The organism is Agrobacterium sp. MS2, from assembly GCF_003261015.1.
Lineage (GTDB): Bacteria > Pseudomonadota > Alphaproteobacteria > Rhizobiales > Rhizobiaceae > Agrobacterium > Agrobacterium pusense.
Map to the genome: position 1 here is coordinate 1 of NZ_QLNF01000086.1, position 23,518 is coordinate 23,518.

Below are 23,518 nucleotides of genomic sequence, written 5' to 3' on the forward strand. Positions count from 1 at the left end.
GGCGGGAAGCCTGATTGCGACGGCTGCTCCGTCCGTCTCCTGCGCGGCGACGCAGGCATCGGAAGTGATCGCGGCCACGTAGCCGTCCCAGGAATTGGGGCCGGAGGCTGTTCCCTTCGCCGCCGCATGGATGAAGTCCTGCAATTCGACGTCGTAGCTCGCGATGAAGCGATCCTTCCAGTCGGTGAGAATATCGTTCTGCAGCTTGGCGCCGAGCCGTGTCTGTATCGCCATCGGCTCCGGCAGGCTGGCAATGCCGTCCTCGCCGACCACCTGGCACTGTATGTCGTAACCATAGTGGCAGTTCACGAAGATTTCGACGTCGATGATCGTGCCCCTGGCCGTTTCCAGAATGACGATCTGCGGGTCCCTCAGCTTTGCATGGCTGCGGGCGGCGGCACGTGGAAAGAGAACCCGGGCCGACACATAGTCGTCATCGAGCAGCCAGCGCAGCACGTCGATCTCATGGATCATCGTGTCGTGGATCGCCATGGGCGTCACATAATGCTCCGGAACGGTCGGGTTGCGATGGGTGGCATGGACCATGATCGGGGCGCCGATCATGGTGTCCACGGTCTTTTTCAGCGCCACGTAACCGGCGTCGTAGCGGCGCATGAAACCCACCTGCACCAGCCGTTTGCCATGCGCCACCTCAGCATCGACGATCCGCTTCGCGCCCTCTGCCGTCGTCGCCAGCGGCTTTTCGCAGAAGCACGGCTTGCCGGCGGCGATGGCAGCCAACACATATTGCTCATGCGTCGCGCCCCAGGAGGTGACAAGCACGGCATCCACATCAGCTGATGCAATGAGCTCCTCGCCGGTGGCGAAAATGGCGGCATCAGGGGCGATGTCTTTTTTGACCGCCTCGGCCGAGGCGCGGTCGACGTCGCTCAGCGCAACGACCTTCGCACCGCCCAGAACCTCATTGATACGTCGGGTGTGATCGCGCCCGATGGCACCGGTGCCGATGACACCAATTTTCACAGTCATCTGAAAAACCTCATTTCCAGTATTTGGCGACATATCGCCGGGTTTCGCTGAGCATGAAACGCGCGCTTTCATCGACACGATCTTCCCAGGCAAAGACGCAGTTCGACAGCACACCGTCGAATTTCATGTCGGCCAGCGTGGCAAAGAATATCTCCCAGTCGATCTCGCCCTGGCCGAAATCCGTGTGCTGGTGCACCCTGACTTTGGCGCCGGGCGGATTGACGATGTAGCGCAGCTGCGACGATTTGGTGTGGTCATAGGTATCGGCAAGGCGCACATGCACCAGATGACCTTCGGTCGCGCGCAGGTTGGCAACCATGTCCGGACCGTAAAAGAAGGTGTGAGGCGCGATGAAGGAGGCCTTTACCGCCTTGGAATTGATGGTCTTGATGATGTCGATGGCCGGCGCGATTTCCTCGATCCAGTCTTCGGGATGCGCCTCCAGCGACAGCACCAGCCCCTCCCGCTCGAGGATCGGCACCAGAACATCCATGGCGCGGAAGAACTGCGCTTCGCAGGTTTCCGGACGGTGCAGGCCGGACCGGTCGTTGAGGCTGCGCTCCGGCGAGCCTCCACGGCCGAATTCCGAAACGAACATTGGGCACTCCATCTCGACCGCAATCTCGATGGCGCGTTTCCAGTTGTCGATCGCTACCTCCCATTCGTCCGGATACGGGCTCGCCCAGCGATACATGGGCTGCAGCGTGGCAAGGCCGACGCCGTGATCCTTCAGGGCCTTTTTGAATTCGGCGACGCGCTCGGGATAGACCTTCGGTCGCGTCCACCAGGACAGAAAATCCGGACGGGGTGAAAGTTCGACATAGTCGTAACCGAGCTCTGCGACCTTGCGGCAGGTCTCGGCCAGCGAAAGATGCCGGAACATGTGGGGATCGAGCGTATGTTTCATGGCTGTTTCCAGTCGGTGGGATAAGGGACGGGGCCGAAGCCCCGGCTCATTTGGCATAGGCGGACATGTTTTCCGGCGTGACGAGTTCGAAGGGCACCCAGAGCGTCTTTTCGGTGCTTTGACCGGCAGCGGCCTTCACCGCCGTCTGAACGGAGACCTCGCCCTGCTTCGTCGCATTCTGGTAGACGGTGATATCGAGATCGCCCGCCTGCATCGCGGCAAGTCCATCGGGTGTCGCGTCAATGCCGGCAATGACGACGTCCTTCATGGATACGCCCGCTGCCTTCAGCGCCTGCACGGCGCCAATCGCCATTTCATCGTTGTTGGCGATGACCGCATCGAACTGTATGCCCGCCGTCAGCCAGGAGGAAACGAGGTCCTGTGCCTGCGTGCGGCTCCAGTTCGCCGTCTGCTTTTCAAGGATTTCGATCTTGCAGTCCGGCTTGGAGAACACCGTTTCCACATCCTTGGTGCGAACCAGCGCCGCATGGTTTTCCAAAGGGCCCATCAGAATGACGGCCTTGCCCTTGCCGCCCATCAGCTTGCAGGCGGCTTCGGCTTCCATGGTGCCGGAATCAAGTTCGTTGGAGCCGACAAATGCCGTGCCGTCAGGCAGCCCGGTTTCCAGCTCAGCCGGCGGATGGTTCACATAGACAAGCGGAATTTTCGCAGCGGATGCGGCCTTGGTTATCGCCGAGGTAGCGTCACCGTCGACGGCGTTGACAATGATCGCATCGACGCCATTGGCAATGAAGTTCTGCACCTGATTCAGCTGCTTTGAAGGATCGAGCTGGGCATCCTCGAGCAGAAGCTCGATGGTCTTGTCGCGCCCGGCCTCGGCCCTTATGCCGTTGAGCAGGATCGTCAGAAACGGATTGTCGAAAGACGTCATCGAGACTGCAATTCGGGTCTCGGCCAGAGCCGGTGTCGCGAAGATACAGAGTGCCGTCGCCATCAATAGTTTTTTCAAGGTTTCCTCCCGCGGAAATCGCTGCTGATTGCATTGTCCAGTTTTTACCGTGGCCGGTCGTGCCCGGCTGCGGCGCGTCAAGCCCCTCCGGCGGCACTCCCCCGGGGAGCGCAGAAGCCGGCAGGCACGGCCATGGCTCAATTCCCGGCCTGATGGTTTTTGAGATCGGCCGGCCTTACCAGCTCGAAGAGCACGAAGACCCTCCTGTCTGCCGCATCGTTTCCGGCAGGTTTCAGCGCCATCGAAACTCCAACGGCCTGCACCGGCGCGCCCGTCGTCCGCATGGTCGCGAAGGCTGCATTGGCGAAATGTCTTTTCATCTCGTTCCCCCTCCAAACCTTGAAAAGAACCGGCCGCACCATCGCGCTCGAAGTGCGCCGTCACGGCTTTCCGGAAAAAGCTGCCCCCGCGCCGCGAAGGAATATCCGCAGCGTCAAGCAACCCCGACGTAATCTCATGCTGTGAAGGTCGGCCTCCTGTCCGCTCCACAGGCAGGCAAGATTTCCTAGTCCGGTCACCACGTCAACGCGTCAGCAGCAGGCAAAACCATCAAGCATGATAGAAACGGGCGGACGCGATATGATGTAATCTATCAAACCATCAAAGGCTTTCAGGAACCCAGAGATGGGCAGGAAGGAAACGCTGTCCCGGCGTCTCCGCCATGCCATGTTCGATAGTGTGAACCATGGTTGCGATGAGATCGGCGCACAATTCGCGCAGCGGCGTCTGGAACACGCCGCTGATGCTGCCTTCCAGCAGTGCCTGGCGGGACACGGGGGTCAGTTCGTTGACAAGGCAGACAATGGGTTCCTGCCGCTTTTCGTGTTGAAGTGCCTCGATCACCCCTTCCATGCCGCCGCCCACGCAATAGATTCCGACGAGATCCCTGTGCTTGGCGATAGAGTCCATCACGAGCTCATAGGTTACGCGTCGCGTTTCCAGCGTGATCAGGGCATCCATAACCTCAAATTCCGGCGCATATTCACGCATGTAGCTGCGAAAGCCGGTTTCGCGCAGCGAATGACCATGAAACCGGTGACCGCCAAGCAGCAGAAGCACCTTGCCCTTGCTGCGCGCCAGTCGTGAGATCATCCACGCCGCTGTGCGCCCCACCTTCATGCTGTTGACACCGAGATAAGCTTCCCGCACGCCCTGGGCAAAATCGGAAAGCAGCGAGAATGTCGGAATGCCCTTGATCTTCAATGCCTCGACGGCGGCCGTGACATCGTGGTGGTCCGGCCCGGTAGCGGCCACCGCCTGTACCCGGCCCTTCATGCCCATAAGCAGCGCCGCAAGCTCCGCCGGCTCACCGGATTGCGCAAATTCGATGCGCAGACTGACGTGGCGATCCCGGATGTTGCGCGCCGCAAGCTCCAGCTCGTCGGCAAAGGTCTGATAAAAGGCGTGCCGCTCCTTGCGCAGAATGATTCCAAGGCCATAGGAAGGCATATCCGCCAGCATACGCTGACGAATGATGTTGGTGGCATGAAAGCCGATCTTCTCCGCGGCCTCGAACACACGCCGCGAGGTTTCCTCCCGCACCGGCAGGCGGCCGTTCAGCACCCGGTCGACCGTGGCGACGCTGACGCCGGCGGCCTTTGCAACATCGGTAATGGTCGGACGTTTCATGCGGGTGCCCCGTAGACGGAAAGATTCCTGTCATATCTCGCAAAACATGTCACGGATCATGATGGAATCCAACATGTGCAGAGGGATAAGAGCGTGGAGTACTTTATCAGGGAATAATCGACCGGGGCCTGCATCGCAGGGCCGGCTTGCTTGGCCCAGCACGCCTCCTCCCCTCATCTCTGTGCTCGTCACGGAGATCCAGCCAGCCCAAGTCCCTGGGCTGAGAGGAGTCTTTCCGCCGCGCAGACGCGCGTCGCCTGGATTCCTGTGACAAGCACAGGAATGGGGGCTGGGATGTGTCAGAGCGAAAAAATCACCTGCCGAGTAACCTGAATGGCCACTGTCACACTAAGGAAGCTGCGGCAGCGGGCATTCGTACCGGTTTACGGCGGCATTAGCACCGTTATCACGATACTGAAGCCGTTATCCCGTCAGATCCGCTCCAGCGCGACGGCGATACCCTGCCCGACGCCGATACACATGGTGGCGAGCGCCAGCCGCTTGCCCGTCAAGGAAAGTTCGAGCGCCGCCGTTCCGGCGATACGCGCACCGGACATGCCGAGCGGATGGCCGAGCGCGATGGCACCGCCATTCGCATTTACCCGCGCATCGTCATCGGCAATGCCGAGCTGGCGCAGCGTCGCGAGGCCCTGGCTCGCGAAAGCCTCGTTCAGCTCGATCACATCGAGCTGTTCCTGCTTCAGCCCGAGCCGCGCCAGAAGCTTGGCGGAGGCCGGAGCCGGGCCGATGCCCATCACGCGCGGCGGCACGCCGGCAGCGGCGCCACCGAGGATACGGGCGATGGGAGTGAGGCCATATTTCTTCGCAGCCTCGGCTGACGCGATGATAAGCGCGGTCGCGCCATCATTGACGCCAGACGCATTTCCCGCCGTTACCGTAGCGCCCTCGCGCTTGTTCACCGGCTTCAGCTTAGCCAGTGCTTCGAGGCTTGTGGCCCGCGGATGTTCGTCCTTCGAGACGACAAGTGGATCGCCCTTGCGCTGGGGGATCGTTACCGAAACGATTTCCCTGTCGAGGCGGCCATTGGCCTGCGCATCCGCTGCCTTCTGCTGACTGCGTACGGCGAAGGCATCCTGATCCTCGCGCGAGACCTGATAATCGACCGCGACATTGTCACCGGTTTCCGGCATGGAATCGACGCCATATTGCGCCTTCATCAGCGGGTTGACGAAACGCCAGCCGATTGTGGTGTCGTAGATTTCGGCATTGCGCGAAAAAGCGCTCTCCGCCTTGGGCAGAACGAAGGGCGCGCGGCTCATGCTTTCGACACCGCCGGCAATCATCAACTCCGCCTCGCCCGATTTGACGGCCCGGGCGGCAGCAATGACGGCATCCATGCCGGAGCCGCACAAACGATTGATGGTCGTTCCGGTTACTGAAACCGGCAGGCCGGCAAGTAGCAGCGACATGCGCGCGACGTTACGATTATCCTCGCCTGCCTGATTGGCGCAGCCGAAGATCACATCCTCGACGGCTTCCCAGTCGATGGAAGGATTGCGTTCCATCAGCGCCTTCAGCGGCACCGCGCCGAGGTCATCCGCCCTTACGGAAGAAAGCGCACCGCCGAAACGGCCAATGGGCGTGCGGATGTAATCGCAGATATAGGCTTCGGTCATCGGTGTTTCCTCAAAGTTCCGGTGCAACGAGATCAGCAACCGTGCCATCCACATGAAGCGGCGCGCCGGTCATGGCCTGCAACTCATCGAACGTCATCGCCGGCAGTTTTTCACGCAGCACGAAGCGGCCGTCCACCACGTCAATCACCGCGTGGCTGGTATAGATGCGGGTGATGCAGCCGACGCCGGTCAGCGGGAAGGCGCATTTCTCAACCAGCTTTGGCTCGCCATTCTTGGTCACATGTTCGGTGATGACGAAGACCTGCTTGGCGCCATGAACCAGATCCATGGCCCCACCGACGGCTGGCACACCCTTGGAGCCGACGCGCCAATTGGCGAGATCGCCATTCTGCGCCACCTGATAGGCCCCGAGGATCGCCACATCCAGATGTCCGCCACGCACCATGGCGAAGCTGTCGGCATGGTGGAAGAAGGCCGCACCCGGCTTCAGCGTCACGGCTTTTTTGCCGGCATTGATGAGGTTCCAGTCCTCCTCGCCCTCCGGCGGTGCCTCACCAAAATTCAGGATGCCATTTTCGGTGTGGAAGATCGCCTGACGGCCGTGTGGCTGATAGCGCGCCACCATTTCGGGAAAACCGATGCCGAGATTGACGTAGGCGCCATCTTCGATGTCCTGCGCCGCACGCCAGGCGATCTGGGCGTTGGAAAGCTTGATGTCTTCGCGGGTGTCGATGGTCGTGGTCATGCGTAGGCTACTCCGGCGCGAATGAGGACTTCTTCCTGTTGCGGATCGGGAATTTCCACGACGCCGTTCACGAAAATACCCGGCGTCACGACATGCTCCGGATCGATCTCGCCGGCGGCGACGATCTTCGAGACCTGCGCAATGGTGGTTTTCGCGGCCATGCACATCAGCGGGTTAAAATTGCGCCCGGCCTTGTTGTAGGTGAGGTTGCCATATGTGTCGCCAAGCTCGGCCTTGACGATGGCAAAGTCGGCCTTCAGCCAGCGCTCCTGCACGTAGGAGCGGCCGTCGAATTCCGCGATTACCTTGCCTTCTGCCAGTTCCGTGCCGAAACCTGTCGGGGTGTAGAAGGCCGGAATACCGGAACCGCCAGCGCGGATACGCTCGGCAAGCGTGCCCTGCGGCACCAGCTCCAGTTCGATTTCGCCGGCCAGATAGCGATCGGTGAAGGCGCGCGGATCCGAAGAGCGCGGGAAGGAGCAGATCATCTTCCTGACCATGCCCGCATCGATCATCGCGGCGATGCCGATGCGGCCGTTGCCGGCATTGTTGTTGATGACGGTAAGGTCCTTCGGTCCCTTGTCGATCAGTGCGTGGATCAGCTCGATCGGCGCGCCGGAGCCGCCAAAACCGCCGATCATGATCGTCGCACCATCGCCGATGCCAGCAAGCGCCTCTTCCGCGCTCTTGATTGTCTTGTCCATTCTCAAAACCTCCATCCAGCCGAGCGGATGGACCGGCAGGGCTGCTTGGCCATGAGGTAAAGCTGAAATTGCCTCGACGGCAAGGATTTTGTGCGTTATATGATTTTTGTTCGTATATCGCACAAGTGGAACGTAGCCATGGCCGTCAGCGAAAGAGACATGATGGGCGGTCTCGCCAAGGGATTGCGCGTGATCGAAGCCTTCAGCGCCGAGCGGCCGCGCCTGTCCATCTCCGATGCCGCCGAGATCGCCGGACTGGACCGCGCCACCACACGCCGCTGCCTGCTCACGCTTTCGGAGCTTGGTTATGCCGCCTATGACGGGAAGTTCTTCACCGTCACGCCGAAGGTGCTGCGGCTCGGAACCGGCTGCCTCGCCACCATGCCGCTGCCGAAAATCGTCCAGCCGCTCATCGATCGCCTTTCGGAGGACATCGGCCAGAGCACCTCCGTCTCTATCCTGGACGAAACCGAAATCGTTTATGTGGCCCGCGCCGCCCAGCAGCGGGTTATGTCCATTGCGCTGATGCCGGGGTCGCGCCTGCCCGCCTATTGCACCTCGATGGGCCGTGTTCTTCTTTCCGCTCAGCCGCCCGAACGCCAGCGCGACATTCTCGAAGCCTCCCGGCTGGTCGCCCGCACGGAAAAAACCATTACCGATATTCAGGCCTTGCTCACCGAAATCGAGGTGACCGGCCATCGCGGTTATGCGTTGATCGATCAGGAAGTCGAAATCGGCCTTCGCTCCATCGCCGTGCCGCTGAAAAGCGTGCGTGGCCAAACTGTTGCCGCGCTGAATGTCGGGCTCGCCGCCTCGGTCGCTTCGATGGATGATCTGGTGGAGCGACATTTGCCCGCACTTCTGTCCGTTCAGCGGGAACTGGCGAGAATGCTGGTCTGAAGCGGCATCTGCCGCGCGCCGGTATCGCCCATCCTGCGCTGCTCGGCGAGCCGCCAGGCGCGCGGCGTCATGCCGGTCTCGCGCCTGAAGAAGCGGTTGAAATAAGCGGGATCGGCAAATCCAAGACCCTCCGCGATCATCTGTACGCTGGAGACGGTGAAGACCAGTTCCTGCTGGGCGATCTCGATCTGGCGCTTGGCAATCAGCCGCTGCAGGCTGAGCCCGGAAACGGAACGGACAAGCCGGTTAAGGTGCGTTTCCGAAAGGCCGAGCTTCCTCGCATAAAAACCGGCTTTCTGCGGCTCGCGGATATGGCGAGCAATCAGTGACAGCAACCGTTCGAAACGCTGCTCCGCCAGGCCCTCACCGCTTGTTTCCAGAAGCGGCCGCGCCGCCCGTGAAAGAAGCGCGACGACGGTCGCAAGCTGGCCTTCTATCATCGCGTCGCGACCGATCTCACGGGCCTCATATTCCGCGGAAATCCGTTCGAACCCGCTGCGCACTCCTTCTCCATCGGCAAAATCCAGCAAGGGCAGAAGCACCGGTTGGGAGAAATTCCGCAGCAGAAGCGCCTGCACCGATGCCGGCAGCGCGCCCTGCAGCATGGTGACGATCACGCCGCCGATATCGCGGGAAAAACGGAAGCCGTGTTCGAAACCGGGTGGCACGATGATGGCGACCGGCGGGCGGATCGGCTCGATGCGGCCATCCAGCAAGGCATCGCCCTCGCCGCCAAAAATGTACAAGATTTGCAAAAAAGCAGAATGGCGATGCAGGCCGATTTCAAAGCGATGCAGGCTGCTCCGCGAAAAAAGCGTTTCGCAATGGAAGCGAAAATCGCTGCCCTGCGCGGCTTCCTCACCATAGAGCCCTTCATTGGCAGTCACACGCATCTCATCCCCCTCCTGGGCCCGATGGTCGGATTGTGCAATTTACGGACCGGAAAGTCCATTGAGCTTCCGGCAACGCTTGGTCAATTTCTTGACCGGAGACAAGTTCGGGAGGAAACAATGCGTACACAGGTCGTCATCATCGGCTCCGGTCCATCGGGGCTGTTGCTTGGCCAGCTTCTGGCGAAAGCCGGTGTCGAGACCGTCATTCTCGACCGGGTCAGCAAGGAATACATTCTCGGCCGCGTCCGCGCCGGCGTACTGGAAGAAGGCACGGTACAGCTCATGGAAAAGGCCGGCGCGGATAAGCGCCTGCGCCGCGAGGGTCTGCCGCATGACGGTTTTTCGCTGACCTTCGACGGTCGCGACCATCGTATCGATCTATTCGATCTGACCGGCGGCAAGCGTGTGATGGTCTATGGTCAAACGGAAGTGACCCATGACCTGATGGATGTGCGCGAAGCGGCCGGCCTCTCGACCATCTACGATGCATCTGATGTCGAGCCGCATGATTTCGATGGCGAAAGCCCTTATGTAACCTATCAGAAAGATGGCGTAACCCACCGGATCGATTGCGATTTCATTGCCGGCTGCGATGGTTTCCACGGGGTGAGCCGAAAATCCGTGCCGCAAGGCGCGATCAAGGAATTCGAGAAGGTCTACCCCTTCGGCTGGCTCGGCATTCTGGCCGAAGTGCCGCCGGTCAACCACGAACTCATCTATGCCAACCATCCGCGCGGTTTTGCGCTCTGCTCCATGCGCTCGCACACGCGCAGCCGGTATTACATTCAATGTTCGCTGGAGGACCGGCCGGAAGACTGGAGCGACGAGCGCTTCTGGGACGAAATTCGCCGTCGCCTGCCGGAAAACCATGCGGATGCAATGGTGACCGGCCCCTCCTTTGAAAAATCGATCGCTCCGCTCCGTTCCTTTGTCAGTGAACCAATGCGGTTCGGACGGCTGTTTTTAGCGGGGGATGCCGCCCATATCGTGCCGCCAACGGGTGCCAAGGGCCTGAACCTTGCCGCCAGCGACGTACATTATCTGAGCGAGGCGCTGATCGAGTTTTATCGCGACAGGTCTGAAGCCGGCATCGACGCCTATTCGCAGAAGGCGCTTTCCCGCGTGTGGAAGGCGGTGCGCTTCTCCTGGTGGATGACGACGATGATGCATCGTTTTCCCGATACGGGGGATTTCGGCCAGCGCATTCAGGAGGCGGAACTGGATTATCTCGTCCAATCGCGCGCCGCTTCCACCGCGCTTGCGGAAAATTACGTGGGGCTTCCGTATTAGGGCTGCCCCAGACACGCGGCTTTTATCTCTACCGTTTCCACACCCGTCACCCCGGACCTGATCCGGGGTCCAGCGCGATCAAGTCATTGATCGCAAAAAAGACTCTTTTCACGGCGCAGACGCGCCGTGGCTGGATTCCGGCTCAAGGCCGGAATGACGGAGGAGAGGTTCTCAGACTTTTCCGACCCTCACCCTCATCTCAAGAACCAGCCTCCGCCCTCCCATCCAGCAACTCGCCCGCCGCCTCACGTATGGCCTGCATCAGCAGCGAAAGCGGCAGCGAGGGCTGCGTATCGGCCCGGACCGTCAGACCCACCGGCCCGCTGGTATCGCCGGTCTCGACCGGCAGAATTTCGAGGATGCCATCCGCCACATCCGCCGCCACCACGCCCTCCGAGATGATCCAGATCGCGTCGCTGGTGCGCAGAAAGGCGCGACCGAAGGCGTCGGATACGGTTTCGATGCGGATCGGCAGGGCCGGAACACCGTTGGCGATCAAAAACTGTTCCACGACAGGACCGATGACGGACTGCCGTGTGGGCATCAGCACCGGATATTCATGCAGGTGATCGAACACCGAAACACCGGGCGACAGAAGCGGGTGGCCAGCCCGCACCACGAAGCGCACCCTTTCCGAATAGAGATGCTCGAAGGAAAACCCGGCCATCTTCTGCGGCGCCGCGAGACGGCCGACGACGAGATCGAGATCGCCGACCCGCAGCTGCTCCAGCAGAACAGCGTTTTCGCCCGTCACGATCTTCACCGGGCTGCCGGTCTTTTCCGCCAGAAAACCGGCCATCGCCTTCGGCATGATGCGGACCGAAACCGTGGGCAGAGCACCCACCCGCACCGGGGGACCGGCGCGCGCCGCCTCCTGCGAAACCGAATCGACCGCCTGTCGCAACGCCGTCATTGTCGCGCCGGCGTGGCGCAGGAAAACCTCGCCGTAGCGGCTGATGCGAATGCCGCGACCTTCCCGGTCGAATAGCGAGACACCCAGAATCTCTTCCAGTTCGCGGATCGTTTTTGTCACCGCCGGCTGGCTGACATGCAGGATTTCGGCGGCGCGGATAACGCTTTTCTGCCGCGCAACCCCCACGAAGGTCTGCAGGTGGCGGAACTTGATACGCTGGTCGACCATCGCTCGTATAATCCAGTGGTTATGATTTTCATCGATAATGTCATTTTACTTAACCGGAACCCGCTTGCAATATCCCCGGCAGGAGGAGCCATCATGCATTTTCTGCGCTGCGGCGAGACCGTGATCCATTATCGCGTCAAGGGATTGGACAGCGGCAAGCCGGTCATCGCCTTCATCAATTCGCTCGGTACGGATTTCCGCATCTGGGATGCGGTGATCGAAGTGCTCGGCGATGACTATGCCTACGTACTGCACGACAAGCGTGGCCACGGGCTTTCCGATATCGGTCGCCCACCCTATTCGATCGATGACCATGCCGGTGATCTGATCGCGCTGCTCGATCATCTCGGCGTGAAAAGTGCCGTCATCTGGGGACTGTCCGTCGGCGGCCTGATTGCCCAGGGGCTTTATGCCCGCCGGCCCGATCTCGTCCGCGCATTCGTGCTCAGCAATACCGCTCACAAGATCGGCACAGCCGACATGTGGAACGCCCGCATCGACAAAATCTCTGCGGATGGCCTCGGCTCGCTGGTCGATCCCGTCATGGAGCGCTGGTTCACGCCCGCCTTCCGCACGCCTGACAATGCCGCCTATGCCGGCGCACGCAACATGCTGTCGCAACAGCCGGAAGCCGGTTACAGCGGCACTTGCGCCGCCATCCGCGACGCGGATTTTACCGCGGCCGCCGGGCGCATTGCCGTGCCGACCCTTTGTATCGTGGGCGATCAGGACGGCTCGACACCGCCGGAACTGGTAAAATCGCTTGCGGACCTCATTCCCGCAAGCCGCTTTGTAACAATCGCCGGCTGCGGCCACATTCCCTGCCTTGAACAGCCACTCGCCTACGCGCAGGCCGCGTGCATTTTTCTCAAGACCTTGCCGGAGCATTGACCGATGGCGGACCAGAACAACAAGAACGAACGTTTCGAACAGGGCATGAAGACCCGTCGCTCCGTGCTGGGAGATGCCCATGTGGACCGCGCCCAGACCGTGACGACGGGCTTCGACCAGCCTTTTCAGCAGCTCATTACCGAAGGCGCCTGGGGCACCGTCTGGTCCGGCAATCAATGGACGAAACGCGAGCGCTCGATGGTCACCATCGCCCTTCTTGCGGCGCTGGGCCAGGACGAAGAACTTGCCATGCATGTGCGCGCCACCGTCAATACCGGCGCAACCGAGGCGGATATTCGCGAGGCGCTGATGCACGTTGCGATCTATGCCGGCGTGCCTGCCGCCAATCATGCTTTCAAGATTGCCAAGCTTGCCCTGGCCAGCATGAAAGCCGATAGTTCCCTTGATAAAACTGGCGATGGGGAGGAGACGAAATGAGCAACCAGCCACCAGAAACCGGGCCTTTCTTCGCGCGCAACCGCGATATTCACCCGCTGGCCTATGCGCCCGGCTACAAGACCTCGATCCTGCGCTCGCCGCAACGCGCCCTGATTTCGCTTGAGGGAACCAAAAGCGAGATCACCGGTCCCGTTTTTGGCCATGGCATGCTGAATCCGCTGGATAACGACCTCATCCTCAACTATGCCCGCCCCGGTGAAATGCCTGTTGGACCGCGTATTCTCGTTCACGGCCGGGTGCTGGACGAGCGCGGTCGCGGCGTCGGCGGCGCGCTGGTGGAATTCTGGCAGGCCAATGCCGGCGGTCGCTACCGCCACAAGAAGGAAAGCTACCTCGCTGCCATCGATCCGAATTTCGGCGGCGTCGGCCGCACGATCACCGACGAGAACGGCTATTACTGGTTCAAGACCATCCAGCCGGGCGCCTATCCCTGGCCGAACGGCGTCAATGACTGGCGGCCGGCCCATATCCATTTCTCCATCTTCGGTCACGGTTTCGCGCAGCGCCTCATCACCCAGATGTATTTCGAAGGCGATCCGCTGATCTGGAAATGTCCGATCGTCAAAACCATTCCGGACGAGGATGCGATACGGAGACTGATCGCGCCGCTGGACATGAATGCGACGCTGCCGATGGACATGCTGGCCTATAAGTTCGATATCGTGCTGCGCGGTCGCCGCTCCACCCTTTTCGAAAACCGCATGGAGGGCAACTGACCATGGTTCAGCCGCTCAACTATTTCAAGGAAACCGCCTCGCAGACGGCAGGGCCCTATGTGCATATCGGCTGCACACCCAATTTCGTCGGCATCGAAGGCGTGTTCGAGAAGGATCTCGGTTCCGGCCCGCTTTATAACGACAAGGCCCGCGGCGAGCGCATCAGCGTGCGCGGCACGGTCTATGACGGCGCCGGCATGCCGCTCAAGGATGCGCTGATCGAGATATGGCAGGCCGATACCGACGGCTATTACAACAGCCCGAGCGAAACGCGCGGCAAGGCCGACCCGAATTTCATCGGCTGGGGCCGCTCGCCCGGTGACATGGATACGGGCGAATTCGTCTTCGAAACCATCAAGCCCGGCTCGGTGCCGTTCCGCGACGGTCGGCCGATGGCGCCGCACATCACCTTCTGGATCGTCGCGCGTGGCATCAATATCGGCCTGCAGACCCGTATGTATTTCCCGGAAGAACAGGAGGCCAATGCCGCCGATCCCGTTCTCGCCCGCATCGAGCAGAAAAGCCGCATCGCCACGCTTGTCGCCAAAAAGGAAGAAGGCAACGTTTATCGTTTCGATATCCGTCTGCAGGGCGAAGGCGAAACCGTGTTTTTCGATATCTGACGCATATCGCGCAAAAGTGTGCAGCGGTTTTGCGACAACGATATGCGCAAAAGAAAGCGAGACGGACGATGAGCCTTTCCCCCTTCGAGCACCCTTTCCTCTCAGGCCTTTTCGGCGACAGCGAAATCGTCGAGCTGTTTTCGGCAAGGGCGGATATCGACGCCATGATCCGTTTCGAAGCGGCGCTGGCGGAGGCGGAGGCTGGCATCCTTGCGGATGAGGTGGCACAAGCGATTGTCTCAGGCCTGTCGGACTTTGCCGCCGACATCACCGCCCTTCGCCACGGCGTCGCAAAGGATGGCGTTGTGGTTCCCGAACTCATCCGGCAGATGCGGGCGGCCGTCGCCGGCAAGGCAGCGGACAAGGTGCATTTCGGCGCGACCAGCCAGGATGTCATCGATACCAGCCTGATGCTGCGGCTGAAAATGGCGGCGGAAATCATCGCCATGCGGCTCGGGCGTCTCGTCGATACGCTGGGAGATCTCGCCTCCCGCGACGGCCATAATCCGTTGACGGGCTATACCCGCATGCAGGCCGCGATCGGCATCACGGTCGCCGACCGGGCGGCAAGCTGGATTTCACCGCTGGAGCGCCATCTGCTGCGGCTCCAGAGCTTCGCGCAGACCGGTTTCGCCCTGCAATTCGGCGGCGCGGCCGGCACGCTCGAAAAGCTCGGTGACAATGCCGCAGCCGTGCGCATCGATCTGGCAAGGCGCCTCGGCCTTGCGGATCGGCCACAATGGCAAAGCCAGCGCGACGGCATCGCCGAATTTTCCGGTCTGCTTTCGCTGATCACGGGCACGCTCGGCAAGTTCGGGCAGGACATCGCGCTCATGGCCGAACTCGGCACGGAAATCCGCCTCTCCGGAGGCGGCGGTTCCTCGGCCATGCCGCACAAACAAAACCCGGTCAATGCCGAAACGCTGGTGACGCTCGCGCGCTTCAATGCCGTGCACATATCGGCGTTGCACCAGTCGCTTGTGCACGAACAGGAAAGGTCCGGCGCGGGCTGGATGCTGGAATGGCTGTCGCTCCCACAAATGGTGACGGCAACGGGAGCCTCGCTGCTGATCGCCGAGCGGTTGGCGGGGCAGATAGACAGGTTGGGCGCAGGCGAAAACGAGCCTCAGGGCGATCGCCATCTTCCATAGACCAGGGTTTCCAGGAACTGCCAGACGGGCGGCCGGTGGCGACATGGTGACGTGCGGAAAGCGCTTGCGATCCTTTGCATTAGCCATTGATAAAAAAGACTTTATCGGGAATTTAGAAAAACAAAAAAACAGCGGCGACGCCGCTTTTTAACCGGATATGACGCTTGACACAAAAATGAACTAACTGGTACAAACATTAAGATTAACGAGACGCCGCCGACGAGGGTTCGAAGCCCGCAGCGGCAAAAATCGACAAATGGAGGGCTTTGGCGCCGCACGGTTCCAGAGCGATGCGGACAAGGCGCAAAGCCTGTCCGGACCCGAAGGGGTTGGGAGGAAGAATGTCTTACAGTCTCGATTTCTCAGCGGTCATAGACCGGCTGCCCGAGCTGCTTTTAGCCTGTCTGGCGACGATCGGCCTTGCCATTGCCGGCATGTCGCTTGCCACCGTCATCGGGGTTCTCGGGGTTGTCGCCCGACGCTCGCGTTTCAGGCTGCTGCGCGGCATCGTCATCGGCTTTGTGGAAGCCATCCGCAATACGCCGTTTCTGGTGCAGATATTCTTCATCTTCTTCGCCCTGCCGCAGATCGGCATCAAGCTCAATCCCACCGTCACCGCCATCATTGCGCTGGCCCTGAACGGTGGCGCCTACGCCATTGAAATCATTCGGGGCGGGGTCGATTCCATCCCTAAGGGCCAGGTGGAAGCGGGCCTCGCGCTCGGCCTGCACCGGGCGCAGATCTTCCGCCATATCATCCTGAAGCCGGCGTTGCGCGCGGTCTATCCGTCACTCACCAGCCAGTTCATCATGCTGACGCTGACGACGTCGGTCTGCACTTCGATCGCCGCTTACGAGCTGACTTCGGTCGCGCAGAAGATCGAGGCGGATACGTTCAGGTCCTTCGAGGTCTATTTCTCGATCACGCTGCTTTATCTCGTCATTTCCTCGCTGATGATGGCCGTCTTCTCGCTCATCTCCCGCCTTTCCTTCAGCTATCCGGTCAAGTGAGGAGAAAAGACAATGGCATCCATCGGTCCCAACGAACTCTTCTTCCTGCTGCAGGGCCTGAAATGGACCCTTGCGCTGACCATCATCGGCTTTATCGGCGGCGGCATTTTCGGCCTTTGCGTGGCGCTCGCGCGCGTTGCGGACAGCCCGGCAATCCAGCGGGCAAGCACGGCCTACATCGCCATCTTCCAGGGCACGCCGCTCCTGATGCAGCTTTTCGTCGTTTATTACGGCGTGGCGCTCGCCGGCCTCAATGTCGATGCCTGGATCGCCGTTGCCATCGCCTTCACGCTGCATGCCAGCGCCTTTCTGGGTGAAATCTGGCGCGGCGGCATCCAGGCCGTGCCGAAAGGGCAGACGGAAGCGGCCAATGCGCTCGGCCTGCATTACGTCTCACGCATGAAGGATGTGATCCTGCCGCAGGCGCTCAAGATTTCACTGCCGGCCACCATCGGTTTCCTCGTGCAGCTCATCAAGGGCACCTCGCTTGCGGCGATCGTGGGTTTCGTCGAGCTCTCCCGCGCCGGACAGATCGTCTCCAACCAGACGTTCCGCCCGCTCACCGTCTTCGCCCTCGTCGGCATCATCTATTTCCTGATCTGCTGGCCGCTCTCCCTGTGGGGCGCCGGCGTCGAAAAGCGGCTGCAGGCCGCGTCCCGTTAAACGTCAAAACCATCTCATCAGCTTTGTAAGGAGGAGCAAAAGATGAAAACCACCAGCATGAAATTCTCGCGTCGCGCCCTGCTCGCGCTCGCCGCGGCAACGGTTGCGCTGCCTTTCGTGACACCGGGCGATGCTTTCGCCGGGACCGTTGAAGAGGCAAAGGCCAAGGGCAAGGTCGTCATCGGCATTCAGGGTGACAATTCGCCCTGGGGCTTCGTGAATTCCAGCGGCGTGCAGGATGGTCTCGATGCCGATATCGGCAAGGCCTTCGCGGACTATCTCGGCGTCAAGGCCGAGTTCGTGCCGCTCGCCGTCGCAAACCGCATCCCGGCGCTGCTGACCGGCAAGGTCGACGTGCTCTTCGCCACCATGGCCATGACCGCCGAGCGCGCCAAGAGCATCCAGTATTCGAAGCCCTATGTCGGCAACGTGTTTTCCGTCTATGCCCCCAAGGACAAGAAGATCGCCGGTTACGATGATCTGACCGGCATCAATGTCGGCGTGCCGAAGTCGAGCGCCATGGACACGGCGATTACTGCCGGTGCCGGCTCCAAAGCCAATATCCTGCGCTTCGATGACGACGCCGCCAATATTCAGGCGCTGATATCGGGCCAGGTCGAAGCCGTGGGCGGCAACATGTTCTACGGCGACCGGCTGAACAAGGCCGCCGAGGGCAAGTACGAATCAAAGTTCGAACTGACGACCATGTATAACGGCGCCGGCACCCGCCCGGGCGAGAAGGACTGGAACGAAACCGTCAACGCCTTCCTCGACAAGATCAAGTCGGACGGTCAGCTCGCCAAGATTTACGACAAATGGATGAAGCGCGAAGTGCCGGCCTTCCCGGACAGCCTTCCCGACATCCCCTTCACCGTGAAGTAATCTGGAGGTTTCCATGCCGCAATCCGCCGCCGCACAGGTTCCGCTTATCGCCCTTGAAGGGGTCGGAAAGTGGTATGGAGCCTACCACGCGCTTAAAAATGTCAACATGACGGTTCGCAAGGGCGAGAAGATCGTTCTTTGCGGCCCGTCCGGTTCGGGCAAATCCACCCTCATTCGCTGCATCAACCATCTGGAGGAAATCCAGGAGGGCAAGATTACGGTGGAGGGAACCATGCTTTCGGATTCCAGCCGCGCCATCGATGCGGTTCGGCGCGAAGTGGGCATGGTGTTCCAGAGCTTCAATCTCTTCCCGCACAAGACCATCATGGAAAACTGCACGCTGGCGCCCATGCGGGTGAAAGGCCTGTCGAAGGCCGATGCGGAGGCGACGGCACGCAAATATCTGGAGCGCGTGCGCATTCTCAACCAGGCCGACAAGTACCCCGCCCAGCTTTCCGGCGGCCAGCAGCAGCGCGCGGCGATTGCGCGGGCGCTGTGTATGGAACCGAAGGCGATGCTGTTCGACGAACCGACCTCGGCCCTCGATCCGGAAATGGTGAAGGAAGTGCTCGACACCATGATCGGTCTTGCCCGCGACGGCATGACGATGATCTGCGTGACGCATGAAATGGGTTTCGCCCGGCAGGTGGCCGACCGCGTGGTCTTCATGTCGGAAGGCGAGATCATCGAGGAAGGCCCCCCGGAGGAATTCTTCCGCGATCCTAAGCACCAGCGTACCCGCACGTTCCTTGGCGAAATTCTCGCCCATCATTGAGGTTCGCGCTCCGCGGGGAACTCTTGGCGACCTCCCGCGCAGAGACAGCGTCATCCCCGGGACAGGCCCGGGGATCCATGGAGCCAGCGGATGACAGATCCCCGGGATCAGGCCCGAGGATGACGACGGCGAGGTTTCAACACCTCGCCAGCAACCCGAAGGCAGGCGATGCCCGCCGCCGAACAGATGAACGACCCGAGATCATGACAGACAAAACCGCATTCAAGGTCGGCCTGATAGGCGCCGATATCCAGCTATCCAAGTCACCCGCGCTGCATATGCGCGAGGGAGCAGCCCATGGTCTCGACTATTCTTATGAGCTGGTGGATGTCTCCGCACGCAAATTGCCCTTAAGCGCCCTTCCCGATCTGCTCGATGAGCTGGAGGCGCGCGGTTTTGCCGGCACCAATATCACCCATCCGTTCAAACAGGCCGTCATCGCGCATCTGCACGAACTTTCTGACGACGCCCGCATGCTTGGAGCGGTCAATACCGTCGTCTTCCGCGACGGCCGCCGCATTGGCCATAACACCGACTGGTACGGCTTTTACGAAAGCTTCGTGCGCGGCCTGCCGGATGCAAAGCGTGATCGGGCGCTGCTGGTCGGCGCAGGCGGCGCCGGCGTGGCTGTCGCCCATGCCGCCCTGAAGCTCGATATTATGAGACTCGATATTTTCGATCGCGATTTGCCCCGGGCCGAGCGCCTGGCGAGCGAACTCAACGACCGGTTCGGAGAAGGGCGCGCCTTTGCCGTTGGCGACCCCGCCGCTTCCCTGCCCTTTGCCGATGGCCTGATCCACGCCACGCCAATGGGCATGCCCGCCCATCCCGGCATGCCGGTTTCGGCCGACCTGATCGAGCAACGACACTGGGTGGCCGACATCGTCTACATGCCGCTCGTGACCGAGTTGCTGGCGACGGCGGCGAAAAAGGGCTGTCGCACCCTGCCCGGCGGCGGCATGACGGTATTTCAGGCCGTTGGCGCATTCCGCCTCTTCTGCGGCCGCGAGCCGGACGCTGCGCGCATGACCGCACATTTCACCGAGCTGTGCATGGCGGAGGGGGTGGCATGAGCCTTTTCACAATCCTCAACGGCCCGAACCTCAACCTGCTCGGCCAGCGCCAGCCGGAAATCTACGGCTATGAAACGCTCGCTGACATCGAGTCCCGTTGCCGCGGGATCGCAGAAACCGCCGGCCACGAACTGTTTTTTGCCCAGAGCAACCGGGAATATGAACTGATCGACTGGGTTCACGAAGCCCGCGGCAAATCCGCAGGCATCGTCATCAACCCCGGCGCCTTTACCCATACGTCGGTGGCCATCCTCGATGCGCTCAATGCCTTTGAGGGGCCGGTGATCGAGGTTCACATTTCCAACATCCACAAGCGCGAGGTCTTCCGGCACCACTCCTATGTCTCGACCCGAGCCGAAGGCGTGATCGCCGGCCTCGGCATCGAAGGTTATGACGTGGCGCTGCGCCACCTCATTGGCCGTCTTTCGCGCTCGTCGTGATATGGGCGGGCGTCAGCACATAACGCAGCACCATGTCGCTGACATGCCGCGACAATGTCTCCTGTCCCGCATCGGTGAACAGGCTGTCGCCGAAGATGAACGAGAACGTCGTGACATTCGAGACGTTGAAAAAGGACAGCGCGCTGATCTGCCAGTGCAATTCCAGCGCATCGATGCCCTCGCGGAAGACGCCGCTCTGCTGGCCTCGCAGCAGCACGCTTTCCAGCGCATCGATGGCGGGACGGTTGAGCTGGCGGATCGTTTCGGAGGACTGCATGTGCCGGCCGTGATGGATGTTCTCGATCATCACCATGCGAATGAAAGCGGGGTTGCGCCTGTGGTGATCGAAGGTGAACCGACAGAGCTTGTCGAGCGCCGCAGCCGGTTCCAGATCATCGAGTTCCAGATCGCTCTCGCCGCCGCGCACCTTGGCATAAGCCTCCTCCAGAACGCGCTGGTAGAGGCTCTCCTTGTCGGTGAAATAATAATAGATCATGCGCTTGGACGTGCGCGTGCGCGCCGCTATTTCATCGATGCGGGCGCCGGAGAGGCCATTTTTCGAAAACTCTTCCATGGCCACCGAAAGAATGTCGCGGCGAACCCCTTCCGGATCACGCTTCGCCTGCCGGCTTTCTCGGGTCGCGTTCAAAGTCGCAGTTTTGGTCATCATCCATTCCATCGGTGGGGCAGCGGCCTGCGGTCACGCCCTGCTTATTAACCAATCAGTACATAAGGCTGAAAAGGAAGGCAATATGGCGAGCTATGACACAGCAGGACACGGCATGCCAATGCGCACATCCATTGCAACCGTATCGATCAGTGGCGAATTCCCCGAAAAGCTGGCGGCGATCGCCAAGGCCGGCTTTTCCGGCGTGGAGATTTTCGAAAACGATTTCCTGACCTATGACGCCTCCCCGCGCGAGGTAAAGGCACTGGCTGCCGACCACGGACTTGATATCACCCTGTTTCAGCCGTTCCGCGATTTCGAGGGCATGCCGGAGCCGCACCGCGCCCGCGCCTTCGAGAGAGCGCAGCGGAAATTCGACATCATGGGCGAACTCGGCACAGATCTGATGCTGATCTGCTCGAATGTCTCGCCGGTCTCGCTCGGCGGCATAGACCGCGCCGCCGCCGACTTCCATCAGCTGGGCGAACTCGCCGCAAAACATGGCGTGCGCGTGGGTTACGAGGCGTTGGCCTGGGGCCGTCACATCAGCGATCACCGCGATGCCTGGGAAGTGGTGCGCCGTGCCGACCACGCCAATGTCGGCATCATTCTCGACAGTTTCCACACGCTGTCGCGCAAGATCGATCCCAATTCCATCCGTTCCATTCCCGGCGACAAGATTTTCATCGTCCAACTGGCCGATGCGCCGCTGATCGACATGGACCTGCTCTACTGGAGCCGCCATTTCCGCAACATGCCGGGAGAAGGCGATCTGCCTGTCGTGGATTTCATGCGCGCCGTGGCTGCAACCGGTTATAGCGGCCCGCTGTCGCTCGAAATCTTCAATGACCAGTTCCGCGGCGGCTCGGCCCGGCTGCTCGCCGAGGACGGCCACCGCTCGCTCGTCAACCTGATGGATCAGGTGCGCCGTCTTGAGCCGGATATCAGAATCGACGTGCCCGCCATGCCGGACCGGGTTGAGACGCGGGGCGTGGAGTTTGTGGAATTCACCACGGCGCCGGAAGAAAAGATCAATCTGGAGGCGCTGCTCGCCACGCTCGGTTTCGAGAAAACCGCACATCACCGCAATCGCGATGTCGACCTCTACACCCAGGGCGATATCCGCATCGTCATCAATACCAGTGATGGCGGCGACAGTTTCGCCGGGGCGTCCTATTCCATCCACGGCACCAATGCCTATGCATTCGGCCTGAAGGTCGATGACGCCAAAGCGGCGCTGGCGCGTGCTGAAGCGCTGGGCGCGCCCACCTTCGCCGAGCCGCGCAAAACGGGCGAAGTCGCCGTCCCGGCCATTCAGGGCGTGGGCAACGGTGTCATTTATTTCCTCGACGATTCGCCGGCGCTTGCTTCCATCTGGGACAATGAGTTTGCGACAGTCGGCGACAATAAACTAGCTGGCGATGCCGGACTGAAGAGGATCGATCATCTTGCGCAAACAACGCATTACGGTGAAATGCTGACGTGGCTTCTGTTCTACACCTCGCTGTTTTCTACCCGCCGCACACCGATGATCGATGTGGTCGATCCGGGCGGGCTGGTGCGCAGCCAGGCGATTGAAAGCGTACCCTCACCGCATTTCCGCCTGACCATGAACGGTGCCGACAATCGCAAGACCTTCGCCGGCAAATTCCTGGCTGAAGGTTTCGGCACCAGCATCCAGCACATCGCCTTCGCCACCAACGATATTTTCGCGACGGCCAAGGCGATGCAGGCGCGCGGTTTTCAGGCCCTGCCGATCTCGCGCAATTATTACGACGATCTGGAAGCCCGTTTCGGTCTGGAGCCGGAATTTTCCGATGCGCTCAGAGCGGCAAGCATCCTTTATGACCGCGACGACAATGGCGAATATTTCCAGATCTACAGCCGCACCTTCGGCGAAGGATTCTTCTTCGAAATCATCGAAAGGCGCGGGGCTTACGGCGGTTATGGCGCCATGAACGCCCCCTTCCGCATCGCCGCGCAACGACGCCTTGCGCCGCCGGTTGGCATGCCGAAGGAATAGGTCTCGGCAGCGAAATCCGAACAGGCTGCAGCCGGCAGGAATGCCGCTGCGGCCTGTTCTCATTTATTCCAATGTCGTTATCTCGTAATCACGTGGAATGGCGGAGGTCGCCATAAACCACTCCGACGCCCGCGTCCGCTGCTGATGAAAATCAAAGGCGGCACGATCGGCAAAAAGCTCCTCAACCCGCCAGATCAGGGGATCGTCTGTCTCGGATACCCCGAAGGAAATGCAGCCGGGTTCCTCTCTCGTCAGACGAAGATGTTCAGGAAGGTGGCGCCGGACCAGTTCGACATCATCCTTGGTCAAGCATCGTAGAAAACCCCTCAGCCTGACTGCGCCTGCCCTATTGTTCATGCACGGCATTCCCATTCCTCT

At 60.8% G+C, this 23,518-nt stretch carries 26 protein-coding genes; 14 read left to right on the forward strand and 12 right to left on the reverse strand.

Annotation, left to right across the window (positions count from 1 at the left end; all coding sequences use genetic code 11):
• From DOU54_RS22900 to DOU54_RS22935, 8 genes are all read right to left on the reverse strand, one after another.
• On the reverse strand, nt 1–990 hold a 990-nt coding region (locus DOU54_RS22900), incomplete at its 3' end, for a Gfo/Idh/MocA family protein (protein ID WP_113731829.1).
• Nucleotides 991–1,000: 10 nt separating this feature from the next.
• Nucleotides 1,001–1,897: a sugar phosphate isomerase/epimerase family protein gene (locus DOU54_RS22905; RefSeq protein ID WP_022562706.1), complete on the reverse strand. Its 897-nt coding sequence runs from the start codon at nt 1,895–1,897 to the stop codon at nt 1,001–1,003.
• A gap of 46 nt (nt 1,898–1,943) precedes the next feature.
• Nucleotides 1,944–2,867 (reverse strand): sugar ABC transporter substrate-binding protein, encoded by a 924-nt coding sequence (locus DOU54_RS22910; RefSeq protein ID WP_113731830.1) that lies wholly within the window; start codon nt 2,865–2,867, stop codon nt 1,944–1,946.
• 137 nt (nt 2,868–3,004) lie between these two features.
• Nucleotides 3,005–3,187: a hypothetical protein gene (locus DOU54_RS22915; RefSeq protein ID WP_146617397.1), complete on the reverse strand. Its 183-nt coding sequence runs from the start codon at nt 3,185–3,187 to the stop codon at nt 3,005–3,007.
• 280 nt (nt 3,188–3,467) lie between these two features.
• Nucleotides 3,468–4,496, reverse strand: coding sequence for a LacI family DNA-binding transcriptional regulator (locus DOU54_RS22920; protein ID WP_037092251.1), 1,029 nt, complete (start codon nt 4,494–4,496; stop codon nt 3,468–3,470).
• 431 nt (nt 4,497–4,927) lie between these two features.
• Nucleotides 4,928–6,133 carry a 3-oxoadipyl-CoA thiolase gene (gene pcaF, locus DOU54_RS22925; protein ID WP_113731832.1) on the reverse strand — a complete coding sequence of 402 codons (1,206 nt, stop codon included), beginning with the start codon at nt 6,131–6,133 and terminating at the stop codon, nt 4,928–4,930.
• A 10-nt stretch (nt 6,134–6,143) separates the two neighbouring features.
• Nucleotides 6,144–6,839: a CoA transferase subunit B gene (locus DOU54_RS22930; RefSeq protein ID WP_113731833.1), complete on the reverse strand. Its 696-nt coding sequence runs from the start codon at nt 6,837–6,839 to the stop codon at nt 6,144–6,146.
• Complete coding sequence (locus tag DOU54_RS22935) at nt 6,836–7,543, reverse strand: 3-oxoacid CoA-transferase subunit A (protein ID WP_113731834.1); 708 nt, start codon at nt 7,541–7,543, stop codon at nt 6,836–6,838. Before DOU54_RS22935 ends, DOU54_RS22930 begins: the two co-directional genes overlap by 4 nt.
• A 138-nt stretch (nt 7,544–7,681) precedes the next feature.
• On the opposite strand from DOU54_RS22935, the gene DOU54_RS22940 reads away from it, so the two are divergent.
• Nucleotides 7,682–8,443: an IclR family transcriptional regulator gene (locus DOU54_RS22940; protein WP_113731835.1), complete on the forward strand. Its 762-nt coding sequence runs from the start codon at nt 7,682–7,684 to the stop codon at nt 8,441–8,443.
• Here the strand turns inward: DOU54_RS22940 and DOU54_RS22945 are convergent.
• Entirely contained in the window at nt 8,413–9,336 is a 924-nt protein-coding gene (locus DOU54_RS22945) for a helix-turn-helix domain-containing protein (RefSeq protein ID WP_113731836.1), read from the reverse strand. The genes DOU54_RS22940 and DOU54_RS22945 overlap by 31 nt on opposite strands.
• 117 nt (nt 9,337–9,453) lie before the next feature.
• Between DOU54_RS22945 and pobA the strand changes: the two genes are divergently transcribed.
• A complete protein-coding gene (pobA, locus tag DOU54_RS22950; protein ID WP_034496718.1) occupies nt 9,454–10,626 on the forward strand; it encodes a 4-hydroxybenzoate 3-monooxygenase in 1,173 nt (390 codons plus the stop codon).
• A 199-nt stretch (nt 10,627–10,825) separates the two neighbouring features.
• On the opposite strand, the gene pcaQ is transcribed toward pobA, so the two are convergent.
• A complete protein-coding gene (gene pcaQ, locus DOU54_RS22955; RefSeq protein WP_113731837.1) occupies nt 10,826–11,767 on the reverse strand; it encodes a pca operon transcription factor PcaQ in 942 nt (313 codons plus the stop codon).
• A gap of 93 nt (nt 11,768–11,860) precedes the next feature.
• Between pcaQ and pcaD the strand changes: the two genes are divergently transcribed.
• The 11 genes from pcaD to aroQ all read left to right on the forward strand — a co-directional run bounded on the left by pcaD (nt 11,861) and on the right by aroQ (nt 20,450).
• Nucleotides 11,861–12,658, forward strand: a complete 798-nt coding sequence (gene pcaD, locus DOU54_RS22960; protein WP_113731838.1) for a 3-oxoadipate enol-lactonase — start codon at nt 11,861–11,863, stop codon at nt 12,656–12,658.
• Between the two features lie 3 nt (nt 12,659–12,661).
• A complete protein-coding gene (gene pcaC / locus DOU54_RS22965) occupies nt 12,662–13,096 on the forward strand; it encodes a 4-carboxymuconolactone decarboxylase (RefSeq protein ID WP_004445114.1) in 435 nt (144 codons plus the stop codon).
• Entirely contained in the window at nt 13,093–13,833 is a 741-nt protein-coding gene (gene pcaH / locus DOU54_RS22970) for a protocatechuate 3,4-dioxygenase subunit beta (protein WP_004445116.1), read from the forward strand. Before pcaC ends, pcaH begins: the two co-directional genes overlap by 4 nt.
• Nucleotides 13,834–13,835: 2 nt before the next feature.
• A complete protein-coding gene (gene pcaG / locus DOU54_RS22975) occupies nt 13,836–14,456 on the forward strand; it encodes a protocatechuate 3,4-dioxygenase subunit alpha (RefSeq protein WP_004445117.1) in 621 nt (206 codons plus the stop codon).
• Nucleotides 14,457–14,524: 68 nt separating this feature from the next.
• Nucleotides 14,525–15,607: a 3-carboxy-cis,cis-muconate cycloisomerase gene (locus DOU54_RS22980; protein WP_113731839.1), complete on the forward strand. Its 1,083-nt coding sequence runs from the start codon at nt 14,525–14,527 to the stop codon at nt 15,605–15,607.
• A gap of 341 nt (nt 15,608–15,948) precedes the next feature.
• Nucleotides 15,949–16,617 (forward strand): amino acid ABC transporter permease, encoded by a 669-nt coding sequence (locus DOU54_RS22985; RefSeq protein ID WP_004445120.1) that lies wholly within the window; start codon nt 15,949–15,951, stop codon nt 16,615–16,617.
• A 12-nt stretch (nt 16,618–16,629) separates the two neighbouring features.
• The gene (locus tag DOU54_RS22990) at nt 16,630–17,280 is read left to right on the forward strand and encodes an amino acid ABC transporter permease (protein ID WP_004445121.1); all 651 of its coding nucleotides are present in this window, start codon (nt 16,630–16,632) and stop codon (nt 17,278–17,280) included.
• A 42-nt stretch (nt 17,281–17,322) separates the two neighbouring features.
• Nucleotides 17,323–18,162 (forward strand): transporter substrate-binding domain-containing protein, encoded by an 840-nt coding sequence (locus tag DOU54_RS22995; protein WP_004445123.1) that lies wholly within the window; start codon nt 17,323–17,325, stop codon nt 18,160–18,162.
• A 13-nt stretch (nt 18,163–18,175) separates the two neighbouring features.
• Nucleotides 18,176–18,937: an amino acid ABC transporter ATP-binding protein gene (locus DOU54_RS23000; RefSeq protein ID WP_004445125.1), complete on the forward strand. Its 762-nt coding sequence runs from the start codon at nt 18,176–18,178 to the stop codon at nt 18,935–18,937.
• A 203-nt stretch (nt 18,938–19,140) separates the two neighbouring features.
• Nucleotides 19,141–20,010 (forward strand): shikimate dehydrogenase, encoded by an 870-nt coding sequence (locus DOU54_RS23005; RefSeq protein ID WP_044459384.1) that lies wholly within the window; start codon nt 19,141–19,143, stop codon nt 20,008–20,010.
• Nucleotides 20,007–20,450, forward strand: a complete 444-nt coding sequence (gene aroQ / locus DOU54_RS23010; RefSeq protein ID WP_004445128.1) for a type II 3-dehydroquinate dehydratase — start codon at nt 20,007–20,009, stop codon at nt 20,448–20,450. Before DOU54_RS23005 ends, aroQ begins: the two co-directional genes overlap by 4 nt.
• Here the strand turns inward: aroQ and DOU54_RS23015 are convergent.
• Nucleotides 20,422–21,117, reverse strand: a complete 696-nt coding sequence (locus DOU54_RS23015; RefSeq protein WP_113732082.1) for a TetR/AcrR family transcriptional regulator — start codon at nt 21,115–21,117, stop codon at nt 20,422–20,424. The two genes, aroQ and DOU54_RS23015, sit on opposite strands and share 29 nt — an antisense overlap.
• 121 nt (nt 21,118–21,238) lie before the next feature.
• On the opposite strand from DOU54_RS23015, the gene DOU54_RS23020 reads away from it, so the two are divergent.
• Nucleotides 21,239–23,140: a bifunctional sugar phosphate isomerase/epimerase/4-hydroxyphenylpyruvate dioxygenase family protein gene (locus tag DOU54_RS23020; RefSeq protein ID WP_113732083.1), complete on the forward strand. Its 1,902-nt coding sequence runs from the start codon at nt 21,239–21,241 to the stop codon at nt 23,138–23,140.
• A 63-nt stretch (nt 23,141–23,203) separates the two neighbouring features.
• On the opposite strand, the gene DOU54_RS23025 is transcribed toward DOU54_RS23020, so the two are convergent.
• Nucleotides 23,204–23,506: a putative quinol monooxygenase gene (locus tag DOU54_RS23025; RefSeq protein ID WP_113731840.1), complete on the reverse strand. Its 303-nt coding sequence runs from the start codon at nt 23,504–23,506 to the stop codon at nt 23,204–23,206.
• Between the last annotated feature and the right edge of the window lie 12 nt (nt 23,507–23,518).

What these genes read in the sequence shown, in the direction of transcription:
- pobA (WP_034496718.1), top strand. Translation starts at nt 9,454, where the DNA reads ATGCGTACACAGGTCGTCATCATCGGCTCCGGTCCATCGGGGCTGTTG.
- DOU54_RS22920 (WP_037092251.1), bottom strand. Translation starts at nt 4,496, where the DNA reads ATGAAACGTCCGACCATTACCGATGTTGCAAAGGCCGCCGGCGTCAGC.
- DOU54_RS22990 (WP_004445121.1), top strand. Translation starts at nt 16,630, where the DNA reads ATGGCATCCATCGGTCCCAACGAACTCTTCTTCCTGCTGCAGGGCCTG.
- DOU54_RS23015 (WP_113732082.1), bottom strand. Translation starts at nt 21,117, where the DNA reads ATGACCAAAACTGCGACTTTGAACGCGACCCGAGAAAGCCGGCAGGCG.
- DOU54_RS22930 (WP_113731833.1), bottom strand. Translation starts at nt 6,839, where the DNA reads ATGACCACGACCATCGACACCCGCGAAGACATCAAGCTTTCCAACGCC.
- DOU54_RS23005 (WP_044459384.1), top strand. Translation starts at nt 19,141, where the DNA reads ATGACAGACAAAACCGCATTCAAGGTCGGCCTGATAGGCGCCGATATC.
- DOU54_RS22905 (WP_022562706.1), bottom strand. Translation starts at nt 1,897, where the DNA reads ATGAAACATACGCTCGATCCCCACATGTTCCGGCATCTTTCGCTGGCC.
- pcaH (WP_004445116.1), top strand. Translation starts at nt 13,093, where the DNA reads ATGAGCAACCAGCCACCAGAAACCGGGCCTTTCTTCGCGCGCAACCGC.
- DOU54_RS22945 (WP_113731836.1), bottom strand. Translation starts at nt 9,336, where the DNA reads ATGCGTGTGACTGCCAATGAAGGGCTCTATGGTGAGGAAGCCGCGCAG.
- DOU54_RS22995 (WP_004445123.1), top strand. Translation starts at nt 17,323, where the DNA reads ATGAAAACCACCAGCATGAAATTCTCGCGTCGCGCCCTGCTCGCGCTC.
- DOU54_RS22915 (WP_146617397.1), bottom strand. Translation starts at nt 3,187, where the DNA reads ATGAAAAGACATTTCGCCAATGCAGCCTTCGCGACCATGCGGACGACG.
- pcaG (WP_004445117.1), top strand. Translation starts at nt 13,836, where the DNA reads ATGGTTCAGCCGCTCAACTATTTCAAGGAAACCGCCTCGCAGACGGCA.
- DOU54_RS23020 (WP_113732083.1), top strand. Translation starts at nt 21,239, where the DNA reads ATGCGCACATCCATTGCAACCGTATCGATCAGTGGCGAATTCCCCGAA.
- pcaQ (WP_113731837.1), bottom strand. Translation starts at nt 11,767, where the DNA reads ATGGTCGACCAGCGTATCAAGTTCCGCCACCTGCAGACCTTCGTGGGG.
- aroQ (WP_004445128.1), top strand. Translation starts at nt 20,007, where the DNA reads ATGAGCCTTTTCACAATCCTCAACGGCCCGAACCTCAACCTGCTCGGC.
- DOU54_RS22985 (WP_004445120.1), top strand. Translation starts at nt 15,949, where the DNA reads ATGTCTTACAGTCTCGATTTCTCAGCGGTCATAGACCGGCTGCCCGAG.
- DOU54_RS23000 (WP_004445125.1), top strand. Translation starts at nt 18,176, where the DNA reads ATGCCGCAATCCGCCGCCGCACAGGTTCCGCTTATCGCCCTTGAAGGG.
- pcaF (WP_113731832.1), bottom strand. Translation starts at nt 6,133, where the DNA reads ATGACCGAAGCCTATATCTGCGATTACATCCGCACGCCCATTGGCCGT.
- DOU54_RS22980 (WP_113731839.1), top strand. Translation starts at nt 14,525, where the DNA reads ATGAGCCTTTCCCCCTTCGAGCACCCTTTCCTCTCAGGCCTTTTCGGC.
- DOU54_RS22935 (WP_113731834.1), bottom strand. Translation starts at nt 7,543, where the DNA reads ATGGACAAGACAATCAAGAGCGCGGAAGAGGCGCTTGCTGGCATCGGC.
- DOU54_RS23025 (WP_113731840.1), bottom strand. Translation starts at nt 23,506, where the DNA reads ATGCCGTGCATGAACAATAGGGCAGGCGCAGTCAGGCTGAGGGGTTTT.
- pcaC (WP_004445114.1), top strand. Translation starts at nt 12,662, where the DNA reads ATGGCGGACCAGAACAACAAGAACGAACGTTTCGAACAGGGCATGAAG.
- DOU54_RS22940 (WP_113731835.1), top strand. Translation starts at nt 7,682, where the DNA reads ATGGCCGTCAGCGAAAGAGACATGATGGGCGGTCTCGCCAAGGGATTG.
- pcaD (WP_113731838.1), top strand. Translation starts at nt 11,861, where the DNA reads ATGCATTTTCTGCGCTGCGGCGAGACCGTGATCCATTATCGCGTCAAG.